The sequence below is a fragment of the Skermanella aerolata KACC 11604 genome, from assembly GCF_000936425.1.
GTDB classification, from domain to species: domain Bacteria; phylum Pseudomonadota; class Alphaproteobacteria; order Azospirillales; family Azospirillaceae; genus Skermanella; species Skermanella aerolata.
In genome coordinates this window covers 137,164-157,989 of the sequence record NZ_AVFK01000003.1, presented here as the reverse complement: position 1 = coordinate 157,989, position 20,826 = coordinate 137,164, and the positions used below count along the sequence as shown (strand labels likewise).

Below are 20,826 nucleotides of genomic sequence, written 5' to 3'. Positions count from 1 at the left end.
CGGGTTTTCGATCACTGATAGCCCTTGGGGAACGGGTCCGGCTCCATCAGGTCGGCCGTCTCGTAGATCACCTCGTACTGGCCATCCAGCTTGGCCTTGCCGACTCGGGTCTTGCTCCAGAGGTGATGGTTCTCGTGGATGCGGACATAGCCTTCGGGGGCCTTGCCGAACTCGATGCCGGGGGAGGCCGCCGCCACCTTGTCGATGTCGAAGCTCCCCGCCTTCTCGACCGTCAGCTTCCATAGCCAGGGACCCAGATACGCCGCCTGGGTCACGTCGCCGATCACGATGTTCTCGCCCCACATCTTCTTGAAGGCGGCGACGAAGTCCTTGTTGTTGGGGTTGTCGAGCGACTGGAAGTACTTCATGCAGGCATAGGCCCCGGCGATGTTCTCGCCGCCGATGCCGAGGATCTCGTCTTCCGTGACCGAAATCGTCACCAGCGTCTGCTTGGACAAGTCGATGCCGGCCGCCTTCATCTGCTTGTAGAAGGCGACGTTGGAGCCGCCGACGATGATCGCGTAGATCACGTCGGGCTTGGTCAGCTTGATCTTGTTGATGACCGAGTTGAACTGGGTGTGGCCCAGCGGGAAATACTCCTCGCCGACGACCTTGAGGCTGTTCTTCTCGATGTGCTTGCGGGCGATCTTGTTGGAAGTGCGCGGCCAGATGTAATCGGAGCCGAGCAGATAGAAGCTCTTGGCCTTTTTCTCCTTCACGACCCAGTCGATGCCGGAGAGGATCTGCTGCGTCGCTTCCTGCCCCGTGTAGATCACGTTCTTGGACTGCTCCAGGCCTTCGTAGAAGGTCGGGTAATACAGCATGCCGTTATACTGCTCGAAGACAGGCAGCACCGCCTTGCGCGATGCCGAGGTCCAGCAGCCGAAGACGGCGGCGGCCTTGTCGTTGACCAGCAGTTTCTTGGCCTTCTCGGCAAAGTTCGGCCAGTCGCTGGCGCCGTCCTCCTGGATGAACTCGATCTTCCGGCCGAGCACGCCGCCCATCTCGTTGATCTGCGAGATCGCCAGCTTCTCCGCCTGCACCGAGCCGGTCTCGCTGATCGCCATGGTTCCGGTGACGGAATGGAGGATGCCGACCCGGACGGTGGTGTCGGTCACGGCGAGGCCGGTCGTGTTGACCGCCGACGTCGCCGGCGCCTGGGCGAATGCCGCCTTGGGCAGCAGGGCCGCCGCGGGAAGTGCCGCCATGCCCATCAGGAGCTTGCGGCGGAGAGCGGAGGGTAGACCGTTCTGGTGGTTATCGGAAGACATGCAACCTCCTCGTCCATATTGATTGGCATCAGGCAGGCGCAAAGGTTCCGGGGGATACCGCGATGCAGCAATACGGCAATTGACGTATATGCTGGTATTCATGAGCGGGTTTACCGTGAACGACGCTCTTCAATCTGCCACGGATCGGGGACGGATGGCGCCGCTACAGAAGATCGTCCGTGTCCGGCGCACCTACAATCAGTGGGTCGCCAACCAGACGCTTGAGGACTTCGCGCTGCGCTTCACCGCGAAGGGAGCGCGGCGCTGGTCGGCGTTGCGCGTCGCCAACACGGCCCTGGGAGCGATCTCGTTCCTGGCGCTGGAGGCGATCGGTGGGACGGTTACGCTGAACTACGGCTTCACCAACGCGATGGCGGCCATCATAGCCGTCAGCATCCTGATCTTCGTCACCGCCCTGCCGATCAGCTACTACGCCGCCCGCTACGGGGTGGACATCGACCTGCTGACGCGCGGCGCCGGGTTCGGCTATATCGGCTCGACCATCACGTCGCTGATCTATGCGTCCTTCACCTTCATCTTCTTCGCGATCGAAGCGGCGATCATGGCGCTGGCGCTGGAGATGGGGTTCGGGATCCCGCTTTCCGCCGGCTACCTGATCAGTTCGCTGGCGGTGATCCCGCTGGTCACCCACGGCATTACCTTCATCAGCCGGTTCCAGCTCTGGACCCAGCCGATCTGGCTGGTGCTGCACGTGCTGCCCTTCGTCTTCATAGCACTCCATCATTCCGACGGGCTGGGCGAATGGACCGGCTATACCGGATCGATGGGAGATCGCGACGGCTCGTTCGACCTGCTGCTGTTCGGCGCGGCGTCGGGCGTGATCTTCGCCCTGATCGCCCAGATCGGCGAGCAGGTGGACTTCCTGCGCTTCATGCCGGTGCGGCGCAGGGGCCGCCGGCTGGTCTGGTGGGTGTCCCTGCTGTCCGCCGGACCGGGCTGGATCGTGCCGGGAGCGATCAAGCTGGCGGCGGGCTCGTTCCTGGCTGTCCTGGCGGTCAACCAGGGGGTCGCGGTCGAACACGCGGCGGAGCCGACGCGGATGTACCTGATCGCATTCGGCTACATGTTCTCGTCCGCCGACGTCGCGCTGTTCGTCATGGTGGTCTTCGTCGTCGTGTCGCAGCTCAAGATCAACGTCACGAATTCCTATGCCGGCTCCATCGCGTGGTCGAACTTCTTCTCCCGTCTGACGCACAGCCACCCCGGCCGGGTGGTCTGGCTGGTCTTTAACGTCACCATCGCGTTCCTGCTGATGGCGGTCGGGATCTACAAGGCGCTGGAGCAGATCCTCGGCCTGTATTCGATCGTCGCGGTGTCGTGGGTCGGGGCCATCGTCGCCGACCTGCTGATCAACAAGCCGCTGGGGCTGAGCCCGCCGCATATCGAGTTCAAGCGGGCGCACCTGTACGACATCAACCCGGTCGGCCTGGGCTCGATGGTGCTGGGGACGCTGACGGCGGCCATCGCCTTCACGGGAGCGTTCGGCGTCACGCTCCAGGCGCTGGCGCCGTTCCTGGCGCTCGCCGTGCCGTTCGTCTCGGCCCCGCTGATCGCCTGGGCCACGGGCGGCCGCTACTACATCGCACGGTCTTCGTCAGGGATGGGCGCGGGGGCGACGCCGGATGCCGCGACGGTCCGCTGCGTGATCTGCGAGCACGTGTTCGAGCGGGAGGACATGGCGTTCTGCCCGGCCTATTCGGGCGCCATCTGCTCCCTGTGCTGCTCGCTCGATGCGCGTTGCCACGACGTCTGCAAGACGCAGGCGCGGATGCCGGAGCAGGTTCTGGGCTGGCTGCGGCTGATGCTGCCGGAGCGGATGGTCGGCCGGGTCAATTCCCGCATTGGCCATTACCTGAGCCTGCTGACCCTGTTCGGGGCGATCATCGGCGCGATCCTGACCGTGATCTACCATCAGGCGGTGCTCAACGACGACGCGCACCGCGAGACCATCGCGGCGATCTTCTGGAACCTGTTCTTCATCCTGATGATCATCGCCGGCGTCGCGACATGGCTGTTCGTGCTGGCCCAGGAGAGCCGCAAGGTGGCGCAGGAGGAATCGATGCGCCAGACCAACCTGCTGATGCAGGAGATCGAGGCCCACGACCGGACCGATGCGAAGCTCCAGAAGGCCAAGGAAGTCGCGGAGGCGGCCAACCACGCCAAGAGCCGCTATGTCGTCGGCATGAGCCACGAGCTTCGCTCGCCGCTCAACGCGATCTTCGGCTATGCCCAACTGCTGGAGGCGGACACGACCATTCCGCCGCGCCGGCGCGACGCGATCAAGGTGATCCGGCGAAGCTCGGAGCACCTGACGAGCCTGATCGAAGGGCTGCTGGACATATCGAAGATCGAGGCAGGCCGCCTGCGGCTGAACCGGGACGAAGTCCATCTGGTCGAATTCCTGAACCAGATCGTCGACATGTTCAGGCTCCAGGCGACGGCCAAGGGCATCGACTTCCGGTTCGACCGGCCGGATACGCTGCCGCTGGTCGTCTATACCGACGCCAAGCGGCTGCGCCAGATCCTGATCAACCTGCTGTCCAACGCGATCAAGTTCACGCCGAGCGGCTTCATAGCGCTCCGCATCCGCTACCGAAGCCAGGTCGCCGAGATCGAGATCGAGGACAGCGGCATCGGCATCCTGCCCGACGATATCGGCCGCATCTTCGAGCCGTTCGAGCGCGGCCAACTGGCGGGCGCTCGCAAGACGCCGGGAACGGGACTGGGGCTCACCATCACGAAGCTGCTGACGGAGATCATGGGCGGCGAGGTGTCCGTCAGCAGCGCCACCGGCAAGGGCAGCGTGTTCCGGGTCAAGCTGCTGCTGTCGGAAGTGCGCCGGCCGAGCCGGCTGGCACCGGTGGCGCAGCCGGTCACCGGCTACGATGGACCGCGCCGGACCGTCCTGATCGCCGACGACGATCCGGCGCACCGTGACCTCGCGATCGAGATCCTGGGGCCGCTGGGCTTCATCGTGTTCACGGCGGAGGACGGGGCGTCGTGCATCGCCTTGGCGGAGGAAGTCCGGCCCGACCTCGTCCTGCTCGACATCTCCATGCCGGGGATCGACGGACGCGAGACCGCGCGCCTGCTGCGGCTGTCGCGGCACCTGAAGGCACGGATCGTGATGATCTCCGCCAACGCGGCGGAAGGACGGCCGGTGCCGGGTCCCGACGGCAAGATCTCCTACGACGCCTATATGGAAAAGCCGATCACGATCCCGGCGCTGCTGGAAACCATCCGCAGCGTCCTCGACCTCGACTGGGTCCACGGCGTTCCGGCCGAGCCGGCGGCGGCGGCCGCCCCCGGATTCGGCGCCGACGCCGTGCCGGAGCGCGCCCATCTGGACGACCTGCGCCAGCTCGGCCGGATCGGATATGTGCGCGGGATCAAGACCAAGCTGGACGAGATCGAAGTCAAAAGCCCGGAGTGCGAGCCGTTCACCAGCCATATGAAGGCGCTGGTCAACGATCTGGCGCTCGACGATTACATGCGGACCCTGGAGGCTCTCGATGGTGATGCTGGACAGCCTTAAGGCGCGCGACATCGTTCTGGTCGTCGACGATTCACCGGAAACGCTTGGTCTGCTGACCGATGCGCTGGAGGAAGCGGAGGTGACGGTCCTGGTGGCGCTGGAGGGCGCCAAGGCGCTGGCGCTGGTGGACGAGGTGACGCCCGACGTGATCCTGATGGACGCGATCATGCCCGGGATGGACGGGTTTGAGACCTGCAAGCGTCTCAAGGAGAAGAAGAACCTGATCCACGTGCCGGTCATCTTCATGACCGGCCTCAGCGAGACCGAGCATATCGTGGCGGGGTTCGAGGCCGGCGGCGTCGATTACGTCACCAAGCCGATCGTGCCGGACGAACTGATCGTCCGGATGCACGCCCACCTGACCAATGCCCGGCTGGCGCAGAGCGCCCGGAGCGCGCTGGACGCGACCGGCCGCTTCCTGCTGGCGGCCAGCGGCGACGGCGAGGTGCTGTGGTGCACGCCCCAGGCCAATACCCTGCTGGCGCCGCTGATGGATGCGTCGGGAGGCCAAGGCGGGCGGCTGCCGCCCGCGATCCGCACCTGGCTGACGTCGCGGGGACGCAGCGACAGCGTCACGGTGAAGAGCGGCGACGGCGAGCATCACCTTCAGTTCACCTATGTCGGCCGCACCGGCACCGACGAGTTCCTGCTGCGGCTGGTCAACAATCACGGCTCGGCCGAGGAAGCCTTGCTGAAGGAAAGGCTGTCGCTGACGTCGCGCGAGTCGGAAGTGCTGCTCTGGATCGCGCGCGGCAAATCCAACTGCGACATCAGCGAGATCCTGGGCATGAGCGCCCGGACGGTCAACAAGCACCTGGAGCAAATCTATGCCAAGCTGGGCGTAGAAAACCGCACCTCGGCAGCGGTGGTCGCGATCCGGACGGTCGGGTTGATGTGACGGCCGGGCCGAGGAGTTTGACCGGCGTTCAGCAAGTGTTGGGCCACGGCCCAACACTTGCTGTCCTTACAGGTCGATGTCTTCGGCCCCTGGTATAAAACCTATCCGATGGCCCCCGACCCGGCCAGACGGTCGATCTCCTCCTCTCCATAGCCCAGTTCGGCCAGAAGCGCGCGGCTGTCCTGGCCGAAGGTTGGGGCGCCACGGCGGACGCTGCCGGGGGTGCGGGAGAACTTGATCGGCAGGCCCAGCGTTTCGACCGGCCCAGCCTTCTCATGCTCGACCTTGACCACCATGTCGCGCGCCCTGGTCTGGGGGTGGTCGTGCATTTCGGCGATGGTCAGCACGGGACCGGCGGGAACGCCGGCGCGTTCCAGCACCGCCAGCCAATCGGCCGTGGTCCGCCGCTTGAAGATGGCGTTGAGCACGGCGGTCAGCTCATCGAGGTTGCCCATGCGGCCGGGATTGGCGGCGAAGCGGGGTTCCTGGGCCAGTTCCGGCGCCTCGATGGCGTCGAGCAGGCGCAGCCAGTTGGACTGGTTGGCGGCCCCGACATTGATCCAGCCGTCGGCGGTTGGGAAGGCCTGATAGGGCGCGTTGAGAGGATGGGCGGAGCCCATCGGCCCCGGACTGACCCCCGTCGCCAGCCGGATCGCCGATTGCCAATAGGTTTGGATGATGCCGGCCTCGAACAGGGAGGTGTCGACCTTCTGGCCCTGCCCCGTCTTGCCACGCTCGACCAGGGCCGCCATCACCCCCATGCAGGCCAGCAGTCCGGCGGAGATGTCGGTCACAGGCGCTCCGACCTTGACCGGCGGGCGGCCGTGGCCCTCGCCGGTGATGCTCATCAGGCCGCTCATGCCCTGGGCGATCAGGTCGAAGCCGGCCGCGTCGGCCAGCGGGCCGGTCCGGCCGAAGCCAGAGATCTCGCAATAGATGATGCCGGGATTGATCTCCCGCATCGCCTCGTAGCCGAAGCCCAGCTTCTCCATCGTGCCGCGCCGGTAGTTCTCGATCACCACATCAGCGTCGCGCAGCAGACGGTGGAGCACCGCCTTGCCGTCCTCCGTCTTCAGGTCGAGCGCGATGCCGCGCTTGTTGCGGTTCATCATCATGAAGGCTGCCGATTCACCTTCGATGGCCGGCGGCAGCATGCGGCGGCTGTCGTCGCCGCCGGGCACCTTTTCCACCTTGATAACGTCAGCGCCCATATCGGCCAGCATCAGGCCGCAGACGGGTCCGGCCATGATGTGGGCGAGTTCGATCACCTTGATGCCGGCCAGCGGACCGGAACCGGCGGGTTTGCGTTGCTCAACCATGCGTCATTTCCCCCGGTTTACCATCATCCGTAGAATACATTGACCAGTGCCAGCGACAGGGCCGGTACATAGGTGCAGATCATCAGCACGAGAAGCAGGACGCCGATGAAGCCCAGGTTGACCTTGGTCGTTTCCCAGATGTCCGACTTGGCGATCGAGCACGCGGCGATCAGGACGCTGGCGACCGGCGGGGTCTGCTGGCCGATGGCGAGGTTCAGCGTGACCACCAGACCGAAATGCACCGGATCGATGCCGAGCTGGTGGATCAGCGGCATGACGATGGGCACCACCAGGATGATCGCCGCCGCCGAGTGAAGGAACATGCCGAGGATCAGGAAGGCGACGTTCAGCAGGGCCAGCACCGCGTATTTGTCGTCGGTGAGGGAGGTGATGCCGCGCGCCAACTGCTGGGGAAGCTGCGCTTCGGTCAGGAAGGTGCCGATCAGGGCGGAACTTGCGACCAGCAGCATGACCACGGCCGTCTGGATGCCGCCGTCGATGCAGGCCTTGCGCAGTTCGCGCAGGTTTAGTTCGCGGTAGATGAACAGGCTGATGAACAGGGCGGTGGCGACAGCCAGCCCGGCTCCTTCGGTTGCCGTCACGAAGCCGCCGAAGATGCCGCCGAGGATGATCACCGGCAGCAGGAAGGCCCAGGCGGCGTCCTTGAAGGTTGACCAGACGCGGCTGACCTTGAACCGTTCCTCCACCGGGAAGTTCTTGCGGACCGCGATGATATAGGCCGTCAGCGCCAGACCGACCGCACCGAGGATACCCGGAATGATGCCGGCCACGAACATCTTGACCACCGACGTCTCGGCCATGACGGCGTAAAGAATCATCGGGATCGACGGCGGGATGATGATCGCTAAGCTGGACGCCGAGGAGCAGATGGCCGCCGAGAACTCCTTGGAATATCCTCGCGCCCGCATCGCCGGAATCAGGATCGTGCCGAGTGCGGCGACGCCGGCGACGGCGGAGCCGGAGATTTCCGCGAAGAACATCGACGCGCCGATCACCACCATCGACAGGCCGCCGCGGACGAAGCCGAACAGCGCGGAGGCGAAGGCCACCAGCCGGCGCGAGATGCTGGACGCGTTCATGATGGCGCCGGCCAGGATGAACAGGGGGATCGCCAGCAGCGGGAAATTGGTCGATCCGTCGAACATGACGAGAGCGACGTTGGGCAGCATGTCGATGCCCTGCATCAGCACGATAGCCGTCATCGCGACGAGGCCGAGGGCCACGGCGATCGGAACGTTGAGCAGGACCAGGGCGAACAGGCCGCTGAGCATGAAACCGATAGTCATCGGCGCGGACCTCCCTCAAGAACGGGGCTGCCGGCTGCGGCGGCGCCCTGAGCTCCGGTGTGGACGGGCGGCGCCTCGATGCCGGGGAGAGCTTCTTCAAGTTCGTGATCGACGAAGCCGTCGCCGAGCGCCGACTTGATGACGTCGGGCAGGCGCAGCAGTTCCGCGATCATGAACAGGACGGCGCCGATCGGGATCACCGACTGGGTAAGCTGGAGCGGAATGCTGGGCAGGCTGACCAGGGTGTCGCCTTCCAGGATCATCAGCACTTCCATGCCGGTATAGGTCAGGACGATGAAGAACAGGAAGACGCAGGCCTCGCCGAACAGGGCCACCGCCAGCCGCAGGCGCGGCGGCATGGCGTTGACGATGCCGGGAAAGCCGATATGGGCGCCGCGCAGGGCCGCCAGGGCCGAACCGTAATAGGTCAGCCACGCGAGACCGATCGACGCGACCTCGTCGTACCAGACCAGCGAACTGCCGAAACTCCGGAAGACGAAGCCCGCGATGATGATGACGGTGAGCGCTACGACGAGAAAGACGACGATAGCCTCGAGCACCCGGCCGAAGCCGTTGCGCAGCATTGGGAGCACGGACAAGGAAACGCTCCTTTGGGGATGGCGGAGAAGCCGGGCGGCCATCCCTCAAGTCGGGACGGCCGCGATGCTACGAGCGATCAGGAACCGGATTTGGCGAGTTCCTGCGCCTTCTGGATCAGATCCTTGGCTTCCGGCACTTGGGCGGAGAAGTCCTTGTAGATGCCCTCGCTGGCGGTCACGAAAACGCTCTGATCGACCTGGTTTACCTGCATGCCGCCGTCCTTGAGCTTCTGCAGGAAGTCCTCGTCCATCTTGGCGGCGATTTCGTAGACGACGGGCTGGGTTTCCACCGCCGCGTCGGTCAGCGCCTTCTGGATTTCGGGGCTGTACTTCTTCCAGCTCCGTCCGGCGGTCAGATAGGCCGGCGTGTAGACGTGGTTGGTCATCGACAGGAATTTCTGCACTTCGTAGAAGCGCGACGGGTAGATCTGAGCCAGCGGGTTTTCCTGCCCGTCCATCACGCCGGTCTGGAGCGCCACGAACACTTCGGAGAAGGCCATCGGGCTAGGGTTGGCGCCGTAGGACTGGAACATCTTCACGCGCCAGACACCGCTGGGGACGCGCAGCTTGATGCCCTGGAGGTCCGTCGGCTTTTCGATCGGACGCTTGCTGTTGGTGATCTGCCGGAAGCCGTTCTCCCAGATGCCTAGGATCTTGAAGCCGTCCTTCTCCGCCGCCGGAGCCATGACCGGCATGACGATCTCGTCGCGGAGGCGGGCCATGTGGGCGCGGTCCTTGACCAGATAGGGCAGTTCGAACAAGCCGAAGAGCGGCACTTCCGACGACATGACGGTCGAGGGCAGTGCCAGATCGACGGTGCCGAGCTTCAGCTTCTTCAGCAGTTCGGAATCGCCGCCGAGCTGGCTGGAGCCGAACACCACGATCTTGGCCTGGCCGCCCACCTTTTCGTTGACCCGGCGGGCGAACTCCTCCGCCGAGAGCGCGAGCAGCGATCCGGGCTCGCCGACATGGCCGAGCTTGATCTCGGTCTGCGCCGAGGCGGCGCTGGCGAAGAGAGAGCCGGCGAACAGCACTGAAGCCAGCAGCTTGCGGTTAAAGGACATCTCATTTCCTCCCTGGGGTTTTTATTTGAGGATGCGGCGGCGGGGCCGCCGTTTACTCCGCAGCTTTCTTTACTTCCCCGCCATTGCCTTCCAGATAGCGCATGGCGGCGTCGAGGCCGCCGGAGCGGTGCGGAATGCCGGCGACGCTCAGCCCCATCTCCACGCCGGCCAAGGTGCCGGCCAGCGACAGGTCGTTGAAATCGCCGAGGTGGCCGATGCGGAAGACCTTGCCGGCCAGCTTGGCGAGGCCGGCGCCCAGCGACATGTCGAAACGGTCCAGGATGACGCGGCGCAGCTCGTCGGCGTTGTGGCCATTGGGGACCATCACGGCGGTCAGGGCGCTGGAATACTCGGCCGGCTCGGCACACAGGATTTCCAGGCCCCAGGCACGCACGGCGCGGCGGGTCGCCTCCGCATGGCGGTCGTGCCGTGCGAAGACGTTGGTCATCCCCTCTTCCATCAGCATGGCCACGGCTTCGCGCAGGCCGTAGAGCAGGTTGGTGGCGGGGGTATAGGGGAAGAAGCCGTTCTGGTTCGGCTTCAGCATGTCCTGCCAGTCCCAATAGGAACGCGGCATGCGGTTGTCGCGGCTGGCGGCCATGGCCTTTTCGGATACCGCGTTGAAGCTCAGGCCCGGCGGCAGCATCAGACCCTTCTGAGAACCGGCGACGGTGACGTCGACGCCCCATTCGTCGTGCCGGTAGTCGATCGAGCCGAGCGACGAGATGGTATCGACCAGCAGCAGGGCCGGGTGCCCGGCGCGGTCGATGGCCTGGCGGACCAGGGGGACGCGGCTGGTGACGCCGGTCGAGGTCTCGTTATGGACGACCATGACGGCCTTGATGGCGTGGTCGCGGTCCTCACGCAGCTTGGCTTCGACCACCCCGGCATCGACGCCGTGACGCCAATCGCCGGGCACGAACTCCGTTTCGATGCCGAACTTCTGTGCAAGGGTGCGCCAGAGGGTCGCGAAATGCCCTGTTTCGAACATCAGCACCTTGTCGCCGGGCGTCAGCGTGTTGACGATGGCCGCTTCCCACGCGCCGGTACCGGAAGCCGGATAGATGATGACCGGCTGGGTGGTGCCGAAGATCGGCTTGATGCCTTCGAGGACTTCTTGCCCGAGCTTCTGGAATTCCGGCCCGCGATGGTCGATGGTCGGCCGGTCCATCGCCCGCAGGATGCGGTCGGGGACGTTTGTCGGACCCGGAATCTGAAGGAAGTGGCGTCCGCCGCGATGGGCCATTTTAATGTTTCCTCCCATATACGTTCTTTGATCCGGAACGGGTTTGTCGTTTCCAATCCGGAGTACATGAACCATTTTGCATTCAAAATTGCCATTATGGCAACCATGTTCGACCGCGGTACGCGATAAATTCGATCCGACCGCAAGATCGAAACGATCCGGCTAGGCCATAAGTGGGCATTAATCAGCTTCCATTCCGCTACAGCGGATCGCGTTAAGTTCGATCAGGCGAACCGGAAGCAGGATACCGATCTTCGGGGCATTGGCATTTTGCATTCAAATCGTTATGTTGGTGGAAACGAACCAAATAACGCTCCGGGGAAAACGCCATGCCGCTCGACTCTCGTCCCACGCCAGCCGGCCCGACCTCTTCGCGGATCGGCGACAGTGCGCTGGCCGAACGGCTGCGGCGCGAGATGAAGGGCGACGTGCTGTTCGACGCCTTCTCGCGCGGGCGCTACAGCACCGATGCGTCTATCTACCAGATCGAGCCGATCGGCGTGGTGATCCCGCGCGACGAGCAGGACGTCGAGATCGCCTTGCAGGTCGCAGCGGACGCCGGCGTTCCGGTGCTGCCGCGCGGCGGCGGGACCTCGCAGTGCGGACAGACCGTCGGCGAGGCGCTGGTGATGGACTGTTCCCGGCACCTGAACGGCCTCGTCGCCTTCGACGCGGAAGCACGCACCGCAGTCGTCCAGCCCGGCCTCGTGCTCGACACGCTGAACAAGCGGCTGAAGCCGCATGGCCTGTTCTTTCCGGTCGATGTTTCCACCAGCGCGCAGGCGACGCTGGGGGGCATGGCGGGCAACAACAGCTGCGGCACCCGCTCGCTCCGCTACGGAAACATGGTCCACAACGTCCGCGCCATCGACGCCGTCCTTGCCGACGGCAGCGCCCTCCATTTCGACGAGGTCGATCCCGAGCGGAACGACCTTCCGGCCCGCCACCAGGACCTGCTGCGGCGGATGCGGGACCTGTACCGGCGCGAGGCCGACGAGATCACGGCGCGTATCCCGACGGTGCAGCGCAAGGTCGGCGGCTACAACATCGAGCGGCTGGGCGGGGACAAGGTCAACCTCGCCAAGCTGCTGGTCGGATCGGAGGGGACGCTGGGCTTCTTCCAGCGGATCGAGATCGACCTGCAACCCCTGCCCCGCCACAAGGTGCTGGGCATCTGCCACTTCCCGACGTTCCGGCAGGCGATGGAATCGGCGCAGCATATCGTAGCGTTGCGCCCGGCGGCGGTGGAACTGGCCGACCGCGCGATGATCGACCTGGGCCGCGCGATCCCCCTTTTCCGGGCGACGATGGACCTGTTCGTCAGGGGCGAACCGGACGCCCTGCTGTTCGTCGAGTTCTCCGGCGAGGATCTGGATGCCGAGAAAGCCAACCTGCGGCGGCTGGTCGAGCTGATGGACGACCTGGGCCTGCCCGGCAGCGTGGTCGAGGCGATCGATCCGGCGTTCCAGAGTGCTATCTGGGAGGTACGGAAGGCCGGACTGAACATCATGATGTCGATGAAAACAGCCGGAAAGCCTGTCTCCTTCATCGAGGACTGCGCCGTCCCGCTGGAGCATCTGGCGGACTACACCGAGCGGCTGACCGAAGTGTTCCACAAGCACGGCACGACGGGGACATGGTACGCCCATGCCTCCGAAGGATGCCTGCACGTCCGGCCCGTGCTGAACCTGAAGCTCGACCTGGACGTCAGGAAGATGCGGGCCATCGCGGAGGAGACCTTCGCGCTGGTGCGGGAATACAAGGGCTCGCATTCGGGCGAGCACGGCGACGGGCTGGTGCGTTCGGAGTTCCACGAGCCGATGTATGGGTCTCGGGTGGTCCAGGCCTTCCGGGAGGTCAAGACGGCGTTCGATCCGTCCGGCATGTTCAATCCGGGCAAGATCGTGGATGCGCCGAAGATGGACGACCGGCGGCTATTCCGCTACAAGCCCGGCTACGCGCCGCTGCCGATCGAAACCGCGCTCGACTGGTCGGACTGGAACGGCTTCAGCGGCGCCGTCGAGATGTGCAACAACAACGGCGCCTGCCGGAAGTCCGACGCCAGCGTGATGTGCCCGTCCTACCGCGCCACGGCGGACGAGAAGCACGTCACGCGCGGACGGGCCAATACGCTGCGGCTCGCCATCACCGGGCAGCTCGGCCCCGACGCCTTCACCTCGGAACCGATGTACGAGACGCTGGACCTTTGCGTCGGCTGCAAGGGCTGCAAGCGGGAATGCCCGACCGGCGTCGATATCTCGCGCATGAAGATCGAGTTCCTGCACCACTACCGCAAGCGCCACGGGCTGCCCCTGCGGGAGCGCCTGATCGCGTGGCTGCCGCGCTATGCGCCGAAGGCGGCGCGGCTGGGCGCGCTGATGAACCTGCGCAACAGCGTCCCAGCCCTGGCGGCGCTGGGTGAACGGCTGACCGGCTTCAGCAGCAAGCGGCCGCTGCCGAAGTGGCACGCCAAGCCCTTCCGCGATGAGGCGCATTCTGCGGGCGGGGCGGCGGCCGAGGTCGTGCTGTTCGTCGATACCTTCAACCGATGGTTCGAGGCCGACAACGCCCGCGCCGCCCTGACCGTGCTGGAGGCCGCCGGCTACAAGGTCCATGTCGCGATGCCGCCCAAGGGCGAACGTCCGCTGTGCTGCGGCCGGACCTTCCTGACCGCCGGGCTGGTGGACGAGGCGCGGGCCGAACAGCGCCGCGTGCTCGACGCTCTCGGCCCCTATGTCGAGCGCGGCATTCCCATCGTCGGCCTGGAGCCGTCCTGCCTGCTGACGATGCGCGACGAGTTCAAATCGGTTTTGCCGGGCGAGGCGAGCACGGCACTGGCTGGACGCGCCCTGCTGCTGGAGGAGTTCCTGGCGGCGGAGGCGGAGGCCGGCAGGCTGAAGCTGCCGCTGAAAGCCCTGCCCCAGAGGAAGGCGCTGCTGCACGGTCACTGCCACCAGAAGGCGTTCGGCGCGCTGGCCCCGACCGAACGGGTGCTGAAGATGATCCCTGGCTTGGAGGTCTCGACCATCCAGTCCACCTGCTGCGGCATGGCCGGCGCCTTCGGCTATCAGGCGGAGCATTACGACGTATCGATGAAGATGGGCGAACTGGGAGTGCTGCCGGCGGCGCGTGAAGCCGGTTCCGATACCGTCATCGTCGCTGACGGCACCAGCTGCCGGCACCAGATACAGGATGGAGCGCAACGTCAGGCAGTCCATATCGCTATTCTGCTGCGGGATGCGTTGGAACAGCCGGAGGAGAACCATGCTCCATGAAGATGTCGTAGCCCATCTGAGAGACAAGCTGATCGACGGCGTCCTGCCGCCGGGGTCGCGGGTGCCGGAGAAGGAGCTTTGCGCCGAACTGGGCGTGTCGCGCACTCCCTTGCGGGAAGCGCTGAAGGTGCTGGCGTCGGAGGGCTATATCGTCCTGCTGCCGAACCGGGGAGCCCGCGTGGCGAAGATGACCGCCAGGAACATGGAGGAGCTTTTCGAGGTCTGCGGCGGCATGGAGGCGCTGGCGGGAGAGCTTGCCTGCCACTACGCGACCGATGCCGAAATCGCCGAGATCAAGGCGCTTCACGACCGGATGGCGGAGTTCTACGAGGCGCGGAATCTTGCCGGCTACTATCCGCTGAACCGTGCCATCCACGAGGCGATCGTCCGGGCGACCCATAACTCCGTCCTGATGAACCTGTACGAGAACGTCAGCGCCCGCATCCGCCGCGCCCGCTTCGTGGTGCCGATGCCCCCGGACCACTGGCGGCTTGCCATGGCGGAACACGAGGCGATCCTGAACGCGCTCCAGCGCCGCGACGCCATCATGCTGTCGTCGATCCTGAAGACCCATCTGCGCAACAAATCCGAGCAGGTCGAGAGAGCGGGCTTCGCCGAGAGCGACGAGACGCCGGTTCCGGCCGCCACGGCCAGGAAAACCCCAGCCGGCAAAACCCCGGCGAAGAAGCCCCCGGCAAAGAAAAACCAGCCCGCGAAATCCGAAATGGAGCGAATCCCTTGACCGAAGAACTTCTCTACGACGTCCAGGACGGCATCGGCACCATCACCTTCAACCGCCCGCAGGCGCGCAACGCGATGACCTTCGCGATGTACGAGCGGCTGGGCGAGATCTGCCGGGAAGTGGAAACCGACGATCGGGTCAAGGCCCTGCTGATTACCGGCGCCGGCGACAAGGCCTTCGCCGCCGGCACCGATATCGGCCAGTTCCGCGCCTTCAAGGGTCCCGACGACGCTCTTGCCTACGAAGCGCGGATCGACCGCCTGCTGAGCGCCCTGGAGCGATGCCGCGTGCCGACCGTCGCCGCCATCGCCGGCGCCTGCACGGGAGGCGGCGCCGCCATCGCCGCCGTCTGCGACCTGCGGATCGCAGCTCCCAACGCCCGCTTCGGCTTCCCGATCGCCCGCACGCTCGGCAACTGCCTGTCGGTCGCCAACTATGCCCGGCTGTCGGCACTGATCGGCACCGCCCGCGTCAAGGACATCATCTTCACCGCCCGTCTGGTCGAGGCGCCCGAGGCGCAAGCGATCGGGCTGGTATCGGAAGTCATAGCTGAGGGCGCCGACCTGCTCGGCCGCGCCGGCGAAGTCGCCCGCACGGTGGCCAGCCACGCGCCGCTGACCCTGCGCGCGACCAAGGAAGCGCTGCTGCGCATTCAGGAGAAGATGACGCCGGAGGAAAGCGACGACCTGATCGTCAGCTGCTACATGAGCCAGGACTTCCAGGAGGGCATGGACGCCTTCCTGAACAAGCGGCCGCCGGTCTGGACAGGGAAGTAAGACTGCTCGAAACCTCAAAATATTAGTCCGACAAATAATGGCTTAACTTCAACGACGCGCCGTACTCCGGACCGTGCTAAACTCCCCGCCCCAGGGAATGCGGAGAGCGCACGGGTATGGCGGTCGAGTTCGAGAGTGTCGTGACGGTCAGTGCCGCCAAGCAGATCGCGGAAAGCCTGCGGGCGGCGATCATGGACGGCAGGCTGAAGGTGGACGAGCGTCTGCCGACGGAAGAGGAGCTTGCGCAGCGCTTCAAGGTCTCGCGTCCCACCGTGCGCGAAGCCCTGAAGCGGCTGGCGGCGCAGCACCTGATCCGGTCGCGGCGGGGGCCTGCCGGCGGCAACTTCGTATCCAGCCCGGCCCCGGAAGAGGCGGCGCAGTCGCTGGCCAACGCGGCGACGCTAATGGTCGCCGTCGGCGACATCAGTCTGGACGCGATGGCGACGGCCCGGCTCGAACTCGAGGTGGTATGCTGCCGGCTCGCGGCCTCGAACCGGACGGACGAGCATCTGGACGCGATGCGGCGGGAGTTGCAAGCCCAGCGGAACGCGGCGCTGACCGACGAGGAGTTCTGCGCATCCGACATCCGGTTCCACCGCGCCATGGTCGATGCCAGCGGCAACACGCTCCTTCAATTCCTGATGCATGCCGTCGTGGAAGCCCTGCAACCCGTCAGCAACATGATCATCTTCCGGGTGCGCGACCGGCAGGCCATCGTCGGCTTCCACGAACGCATCCTGCATTCGGTGGAATCGCGCGACGCGGAAACCGGCGCCGCCGCTCTGGCCGATCTGGTCGCCTATACGCGCGACCGCTACCGCGAAGCGCTCGAACGGCGGGCCGACCGCACCGGCTGAGGATCAGGACGCGGATTAAACCGAATTCAGGCTTAATTCTAGAATTCCCATTGCGCTCTTTTGGCGGTAGGATGGCAATCGCCATCGCCTTGTCTGGACGATGACACCTGGCAAGGTTATCGTCCTGGCCAGAATTCGGCCAATCGTCAGCAGCCATTAACGTCATTTTCCGATGGTCGATGATTACGACAATAAATTATTTCTCTCTTGTTCATCTTAGCTACATAGCCGATTAATCGATACATCCCAGTCCTGAGTATTTTTTATTCACTGAATAAAAATAAAATTTCTCTCCACCATAGCAAAACCGCTAAGCCATAACTGTGTCTGGGATCGCAAGAGCATGTACCAAATGTTGACAGTCGACAGAAAGTGCAGCATCTCGACCCGGTCCTATCTGGCACTGCTGGCGCTTTGTCTCATGCTGCCGATCCTGATCTTCGTCACCCTATTGCTGAACCAGCAGATAAAGCTCGAACGCTCCAGGATCGAACAGGATCTGCTCAAGGAATCCCGCTCGATAACGGCCACGATCGAACGCGACCTGCGCGGCGTCACGTCCATGGTGGAAACCCTGGCACAGATGCCGACCCTTCAGCAGGGGGACTTCGAAGCCTTCCATCAGCAAGCCAGCCAGATCACGTCACGTTACGGGATTGGCATCGTCCTGAACGATCTGGCCGGGCGGCAGCAGCTCAACACCCGCGTTCCCTGGAATACGCCGCTGCCGGCCATCACCGGCACCGATGCGATGCGGACCGTTCTTGAGACGAGGGCGCCTTATGTGACCGATCGGGTGACCGGGGCCGTCTCCCGGAAGGAGCTTGTCGGAGTCGTCGTCCCGGTCGTGCGCGGCAACGAGGTCACCCACTTCCTGACGGCCAGTCTTAGATTGGAAAGAATCAGCGATATCCTAAATCAGGCCGGCGTCGGCGACGGCAGGACCGCCACCGTCGTCGATCGCAAAGGCAAGGTCTTGGCCGTCATTCCCGAGAGGGGCAAAGTGGACGCCGCGTCCTGGGACTGGATCGGCAAGGCCGCTGCCCGGGAAGGTGTCGCGGCCTCCACCCACGGCCCCGGCGACTCCCGGCTGACTTCCGGCTACAGCAAATCCGGAATGACCGGCTGGTCGACCATCGTGAGCCAGCCCGGCGACGAGATCGACGGCAAGCTGGCGCGCGACCTGTGGTCGCTCATCCTGGTGGGAACAGCGTTTCTGGTCCTGTCGGGCCTATTGGCCGCCGCCCTGGGCCTGCGGATAGCCGGAGCGGCCAAAGCCCTGACGGCGGCGGGCCGGGCACTGCAATCGGGCGGGGTGGTGCCGCCGGTCCGCACCAGCTGGCGCGAAGCCAACGAAGTCGGTCTCGCGCTGACCACCGCCTTCAGGCGGTTGAGCGAGAAGTCGGAGGCGCTTCGTACGGCGGAGGAACAGTATAGAACCCTGTCGCGCAGTTCGCCGGTCGGCATCTTCCGCACCGATGCCGAAGGCCGCTGCACCTGCGTCAACGAACGCTGGTGCGAGATCGCCGGCGCCCGGCCGGAACAGGCGCTCGGCAACGGCTGGAGCGATTTCCTGCATCCGGACGATTTCTCCCGGGTATTCGCCGAATGGCGGCGGAGCGCGGTCGAGAACCGGCCGTTCCGGTTGGAATACCGGTTCCGGACCCCCACGGGCGCGATTACCTGGGTACTCGGCGAAGCCTTGATCGAGCGGGACGGCGACGGGAGCATCACCGGATACATCGGCACGATAACCGACATATCCGAGAACAAGCAGCTGGAAAGGCAACTGCTCGATACCAAACAACAACTGGTCCGCGCGATGATGGCGGGCGGCATGTTCGCCTTCGAATGGGATGCCCTGAGCGATGCCGTCCGCAGAAGCGAATCCTGCGGGACGATCCTGGGCCTCGACGACAGCCCGCAGACCGATACCGGCAGGAACTATATCGGCCATATCCATCCCGATAACCGCCGAGGCTTCACCGATACCCTTACAGCCTTGAGGCCGGAACGTCCGAACTACGTGATGTCCTACCGGTACATCCGTCCGGACGGCGCGGTGGCGTGGCTGGAGGAATCGGCCGCCGGCATCTTCGACGACGGCGGCCGTTTGACCGGCCTTACCGGCATTACCGCCGACGTGACCGCCCGCATGGCCGCCGAGGCGATCCTGCGCGACAGCAACACCGCCCTGGAGGCGCGGGTCGCGGAAAGGACCCGCGCGCTGACCGATGCTGCGCGGGAGCTTTCCGCCGAGATCCGCAGGCGCGAGCAGACCCAGGCGGCGCTGCTTCAGTCGCAGAAGCTGGAGGCGCTGGGACAGCTCGTCAGCGGCGTTTCCCACGATTTCAACAATGTGCTGGCGGTGATCCAGAGCAGCTACAGCTTGCTCCGACGGCAGACCGGCAGCATGGACCAGGCCAAGATCCTCGACATGGCCGAGCAGGCCGTCGAGCGTGCGACGGGGTTGATCCACCATATGATGGCCTTCGCCCGGCGCGAGGAAGCGCATCCGCGCAAGGTGGATCTGGCGGCGGTGCTGCGGGAGAGCGAGGACATGATCTGCCACACCGCCGGTAGCGGAATAAGGTGCGTGTTCGATATCCAGGCGGAGCTGTGGCCGTCGGTCGTCGATCCGTCCCGGCTGAACGCGGTGCTTCTCAATCTGGCGGCCAATGCCCGCGACGCCATGGCAGACGGTGGCGAGCTTGAAGTCTCGGCACGCAACCTGCCCAGGGGCGAAGGTCCGGGGAACGCTGCGGGAAACGGCACGGACAACGGCGGCTGGATCGTCATCGCCGTCAAGGATACCGGAGCCGGCATGACGCCCGAGGTGGTCGCCCGCGCTTCGGAGCCGTTCTTCACCACCAAGCCGCCCGGCAAGGGCACCGGCTTGGGGTTGGCTTCGGCCCATGACTTCGTCAGTCAGGCCGGCGGGACCATCCGCATCCGCAGCGCGGTCGGCGCAGGCACGACGATCGAACTCCATCTGCCCCGCGCGGCGCTCTCCGCCGAGGAGGAGGAACCGCCACTGAACGCCGATTTGGCCAAGCTGAGCGGCAGCGCGACGATCCTGGTGGTGGACGCTGACGAGAACCTGCGAACGCTCGCAACCCAATTGCTTCGGGATTTCGGCTACACCGTGATCGAGGCGCAAAACGCCGGAACGGCGGCGGCATTGGCTCACATTTCGGAAAGGCTGGATCTGGTGATTACCGATGTCGCACTGCCGGGAGCGTCCGGAGCGGAGCTGACCGGCCGCCTTCGGCTCGACCGCCCCAACCTGCCCGTCCTGTTCATCGGCTGTTATGAACAGGACACCGGACCGGACGGAGAGCGGCTGCTCAGAAGGCCGTTCGGCAGGGCGCAGCTCGCCGAGGCTGTCCTTGAGCGGCTTGGGCGTCTGCCCAAGCCGGCCGCTCCAGCCGCAGCGTCCGCCTCGGCGCCGGACAAGCTGCGCGACCGTCTGAGGAACCCAGGGCTGCGCGACGCCTACGACCGCTGGAAGGCGCTGCGGAACGCCGGCGGCGGCCTGCCGGACCGCGACCTGTTTCCGAGCGACGATACGACCATGAAGGACAACAGCTTCATGGTCGAGCCGGATGGCACCGGCGGATACCGGTATGTCCGTTTCGGCGACGCGCTGGCCGAGAGGCTTGGCCGATCGCTGCTGGGCGAGCAGGCCGGCGACGACGGCGACGATCTGGGATCGGCCGGCGCATCGTACCGCCGCTGCCAGGAAACCGGTTTGCCATCCTACGAATACGCCCGCTACTCTCTGGCCGACGAGGTGCCTCTGCTGTTCGAACGCCTGCTGCTGCCCCTGTCCGACGACGGCAAGCGGGTGACGCACCTGCTCGGCGTCGCCTTCTTCACCGAGCTTCCCAAGCTCGACCTGCAACCGCGGATTTGA

General features: G+C 65.1%; 13 protein-coding genes. 7 read left to right on the top strand and 6 right to left on the bottom strand.

The genetic code is table 11. The features are described from left to right. Positions 1-11: 11 nt before the first annotated feature. Positions 12-1,271 (bottom strand): urea ABC transporter substrate-binding protein, encoded by a 1,260-nt coding sequence (gene urtA, locus N826_RS05940; RefSeq protein WP_044426643.1) that lies wholly within the window; start codon positions 1,269-1,271, stop codon positions 12-14. Positions 1,272-1,425: 154 nt separating this feature from the next. Here urtA and N826_RS05935 point away from each other — a divergent pair, with 154 nt between their 5' ends. Together N826_RS05935 and N826_RS05930 are read left to right on the top strand one after the other, a co-directional pair. Beyond that, positions 1,426-4,827, top strand: coding sequence for a hybrid sensor histidine kinase/response regulator (locus N826_RS05935; protein WP_044426641.1), 3,402 nt, complete (start codon positions 1,426-1,428; stop codon positions 4,825-4,827). After that, a complete protein-coding gene (locus N826_RS05930) occupies positions 4,805-5,725 on the top strand; it encodes a response regulator transcription factor (protein WP_044426639.1) in 921 nt (306 codons plus the stop codon). Before N826_RS05935 ends, N826_RS05930 begins: the two co-directional genes overlap by 23 nt. A gap of 101 nt (positions 5,726-5,826) precedes the next feature. On the opposite strand, the gene N826_RS05925 is transcribed toward N826_RS05930, so the two are convergent. From N826_RS05925 to N826_RS05905, 5 genes are all read right to left on the bottom strand, one after another. Further along, positions 5,827-7,044 carry a CaiB/BaiF CoA transferase family protein gene (locus N826_RS05925; protein WP_044426638.1) on the bottom strand — a complete coding sequence of 406 codons (1,218 nt, stop codon included), beginning with the start codon at positions 7,042-7,044 and terminating at the stop codon, positions 5,827-5,829. 23 nt (positions 7,045-7,067) lie between these two features. Continuing rightward, positions 7,068-8,351: a TRAP transporter large permease gene (locus N826_RS05920; protein WP_186818070.1), complete on the bottom strand. Its 1,284-nt coding sequence runs from the start codon at positions 8,349-8,351 to the stop codon at positions 7,068-7,070. Then, positions 8,348-8,944 (bottom strand): TRAP transporter small permease, encoded by a 597-nt coding sequence (locus tag N826_RS05915; RefSeq protein WP_211099228.1) that lies wholly within the window; start codon positions 8,942-8,944, stop codon positions 8,348-8,350. Before N826_RS05915 ends, N826_RS05920 begins: the two co-directional genes overlap by 4 nt. 83 nt (positions 8,945-9,027) lie before the next feature. Continuing rightward, on the bottom strand, positions 9,028-10,014 hold the full coding sequence (locus N826_RS05910; RefSeq protein ID WP_044426637.1) for a TRAP transporter substrate-binding protein: 987 nt from the start codon (positions 10,012-10,014) through the stop codon (positions 9,028-9,030). Positions 10,015-10,066: 52 nt separating this feature from the next. Beyond that, positions 10,067-11,260 (bottom strand): pyridoxal-phosphate-dependent aminotransferase family protein, encoded by a 1,194-nt coding sequence (locus tag N826_RS05905; protein WP_044426635.1) that lies wholly within the window; start codon positions 11,258-11,260, stop codon positions 10,067-10,069. A 329-nt stretch (positions 11,261-11,589) separates the two neighbouring features. Between N826_RS05905 and N826_RS05900 the strand changes: the two genes are divergently transcribed. The 5 genes from N826_RS05900 (at position 11,590) to N826_RS39705 (ending at position 20,826) form a co-directional block, all read left to right on the top strand. Continuing rightward, positions 11,590-14,535, top strand: a complete 2,946-nt coding sequence (locus N826_RS05900; protein ID WP_044426633.1) for an FAD-binding and (Fe-S)-binding domain-containing protein — start codon at positions 11,590-11,592, stop codon at positions 14,533-14,535. Next, positions 14,525-15,277, top strand: coding sequence for a GntR family transcriptional regulator (locus N826_RS05895; protein ID WP_063772208.1), 753 nt, complete (start codon positions 14,525-14,527; stop codon positions 15,275-15,277). Before N826_RS05900 ends, N826_RS05895 begins: the two co-directional genes overlap by 11 nt. Then, a complete protein-coding gene (locus tag N826_RS05890; protein ID WP_044426631.1) occupies positions 15,274-16,053 on the top strand; it encodes an enoyl-CoA hydratase/isomerase family protein in 780 nt (259 codons plus the stop codon). The genes N826_RS05895 and N826_RS05890 overlap by 4 nt, the downstream gene beginning before the upstream one ends. 116 nt (positions 16,054-16,169) lie before the next feature. Beyond that, positions 16,170-16,910 (top strand): FadR/GntR family transcriptional regulator, encoded by a 741-nt coding sequence (locus N826_RS05885; RefSeq protein WP_044426630.1) that lies wholly within the window; start codon positions 16,170-16,172, stop codon positions 16,908-16,910. A gap of 352 nt (positions 16,911-17,262) precedes the next feature. Beyond that, positions 17,263-20,826 carry a PAS domain S-box protein gene (locus N826_RS39705; RefSeq protein ID WP_169789291.1) on the top strand — a complete coding sequence of 1,188 codons (3,564 nt, stop codon included), beginning with the start codon at positions 17,263-17,265 and terminating at the stop codon, positions 20,824-20,826.

Coding starts and splice junctions, on each gene's coding strand:
- urtA (WP_044426643.1), bottom strand. CDS start 1,271: ATGTCTTCCGATAACCACCAGAACGGTCTACCCTCCGCTCTCCGCCGC.
- N826_RS05935 (WP_044426641.1), top strand. CDS start 1,426: ATGGCGCCGCTACAGAAGATCGTCCGTGTCCGGCGCACCTACAATCAG.
- N826_RS05930 (WP_044426639.1), top strand. CDS start 4,805: ATGGTGATGCTGGACAGCCTTAAGGCGCGCGACATCGTTCTGGTCGTC.
- N826_RS05925 (WP_044426638.1), bottom strand. CDS start 7,044: ATGGTTGAGCAACGCAAACCCGCCGGTTCCGGTCCGCTGGCCGGCATC.
- N826_RS05920 (WP_186818070.1), bottom strand. CDS start 8,351: ATGACTATCGGTTTCATGCTCAGCGGCCTGTTCGCCCTGGTCCTGCTC.
- N826_RS05910 (WP_044426637.1), bottom strand. CDS start 10,014: ATGTCCTTTAACCGCAAGCTGCTGGCTTCAGTGCTGTTCGCCGGCTCT.
- N826_RS05905 (WP_044426635.1), bottom strand. CDS start 11,260: ATGGCCCATCGCGGCGGACGCCACTTCCTTCAGATTCCGGGTCCGACA.
- N826_RS05900 (WP_044426633.1), top strand. CDS start 11,590: ATGCCGCTCGACTCTCGTCCCACGCCAGCCGGCCCGACCTCTTCGCGG.
- N826_RS05895 (WP_063772208.1), top strand. CDS start 14,525: ATGCTCCATGAAGATGTCGTAGCCCATCTGAGAGACAAGCTGATCGAC.
- N826_RS05885 (WP_044426630.1), top strand. CDS start 16,170: ATGGCGGTCGAGTTCGAGAGTGTCGTGACGGTCAGTGCCGCCAAGCAG.
- N826_RS39705 (WP_169789291.1), top strand. CDS start 17,263: ATGTTGACAGTCGACAGAAAGTGCAGCATCTCGACCCGGTCCTATCTG.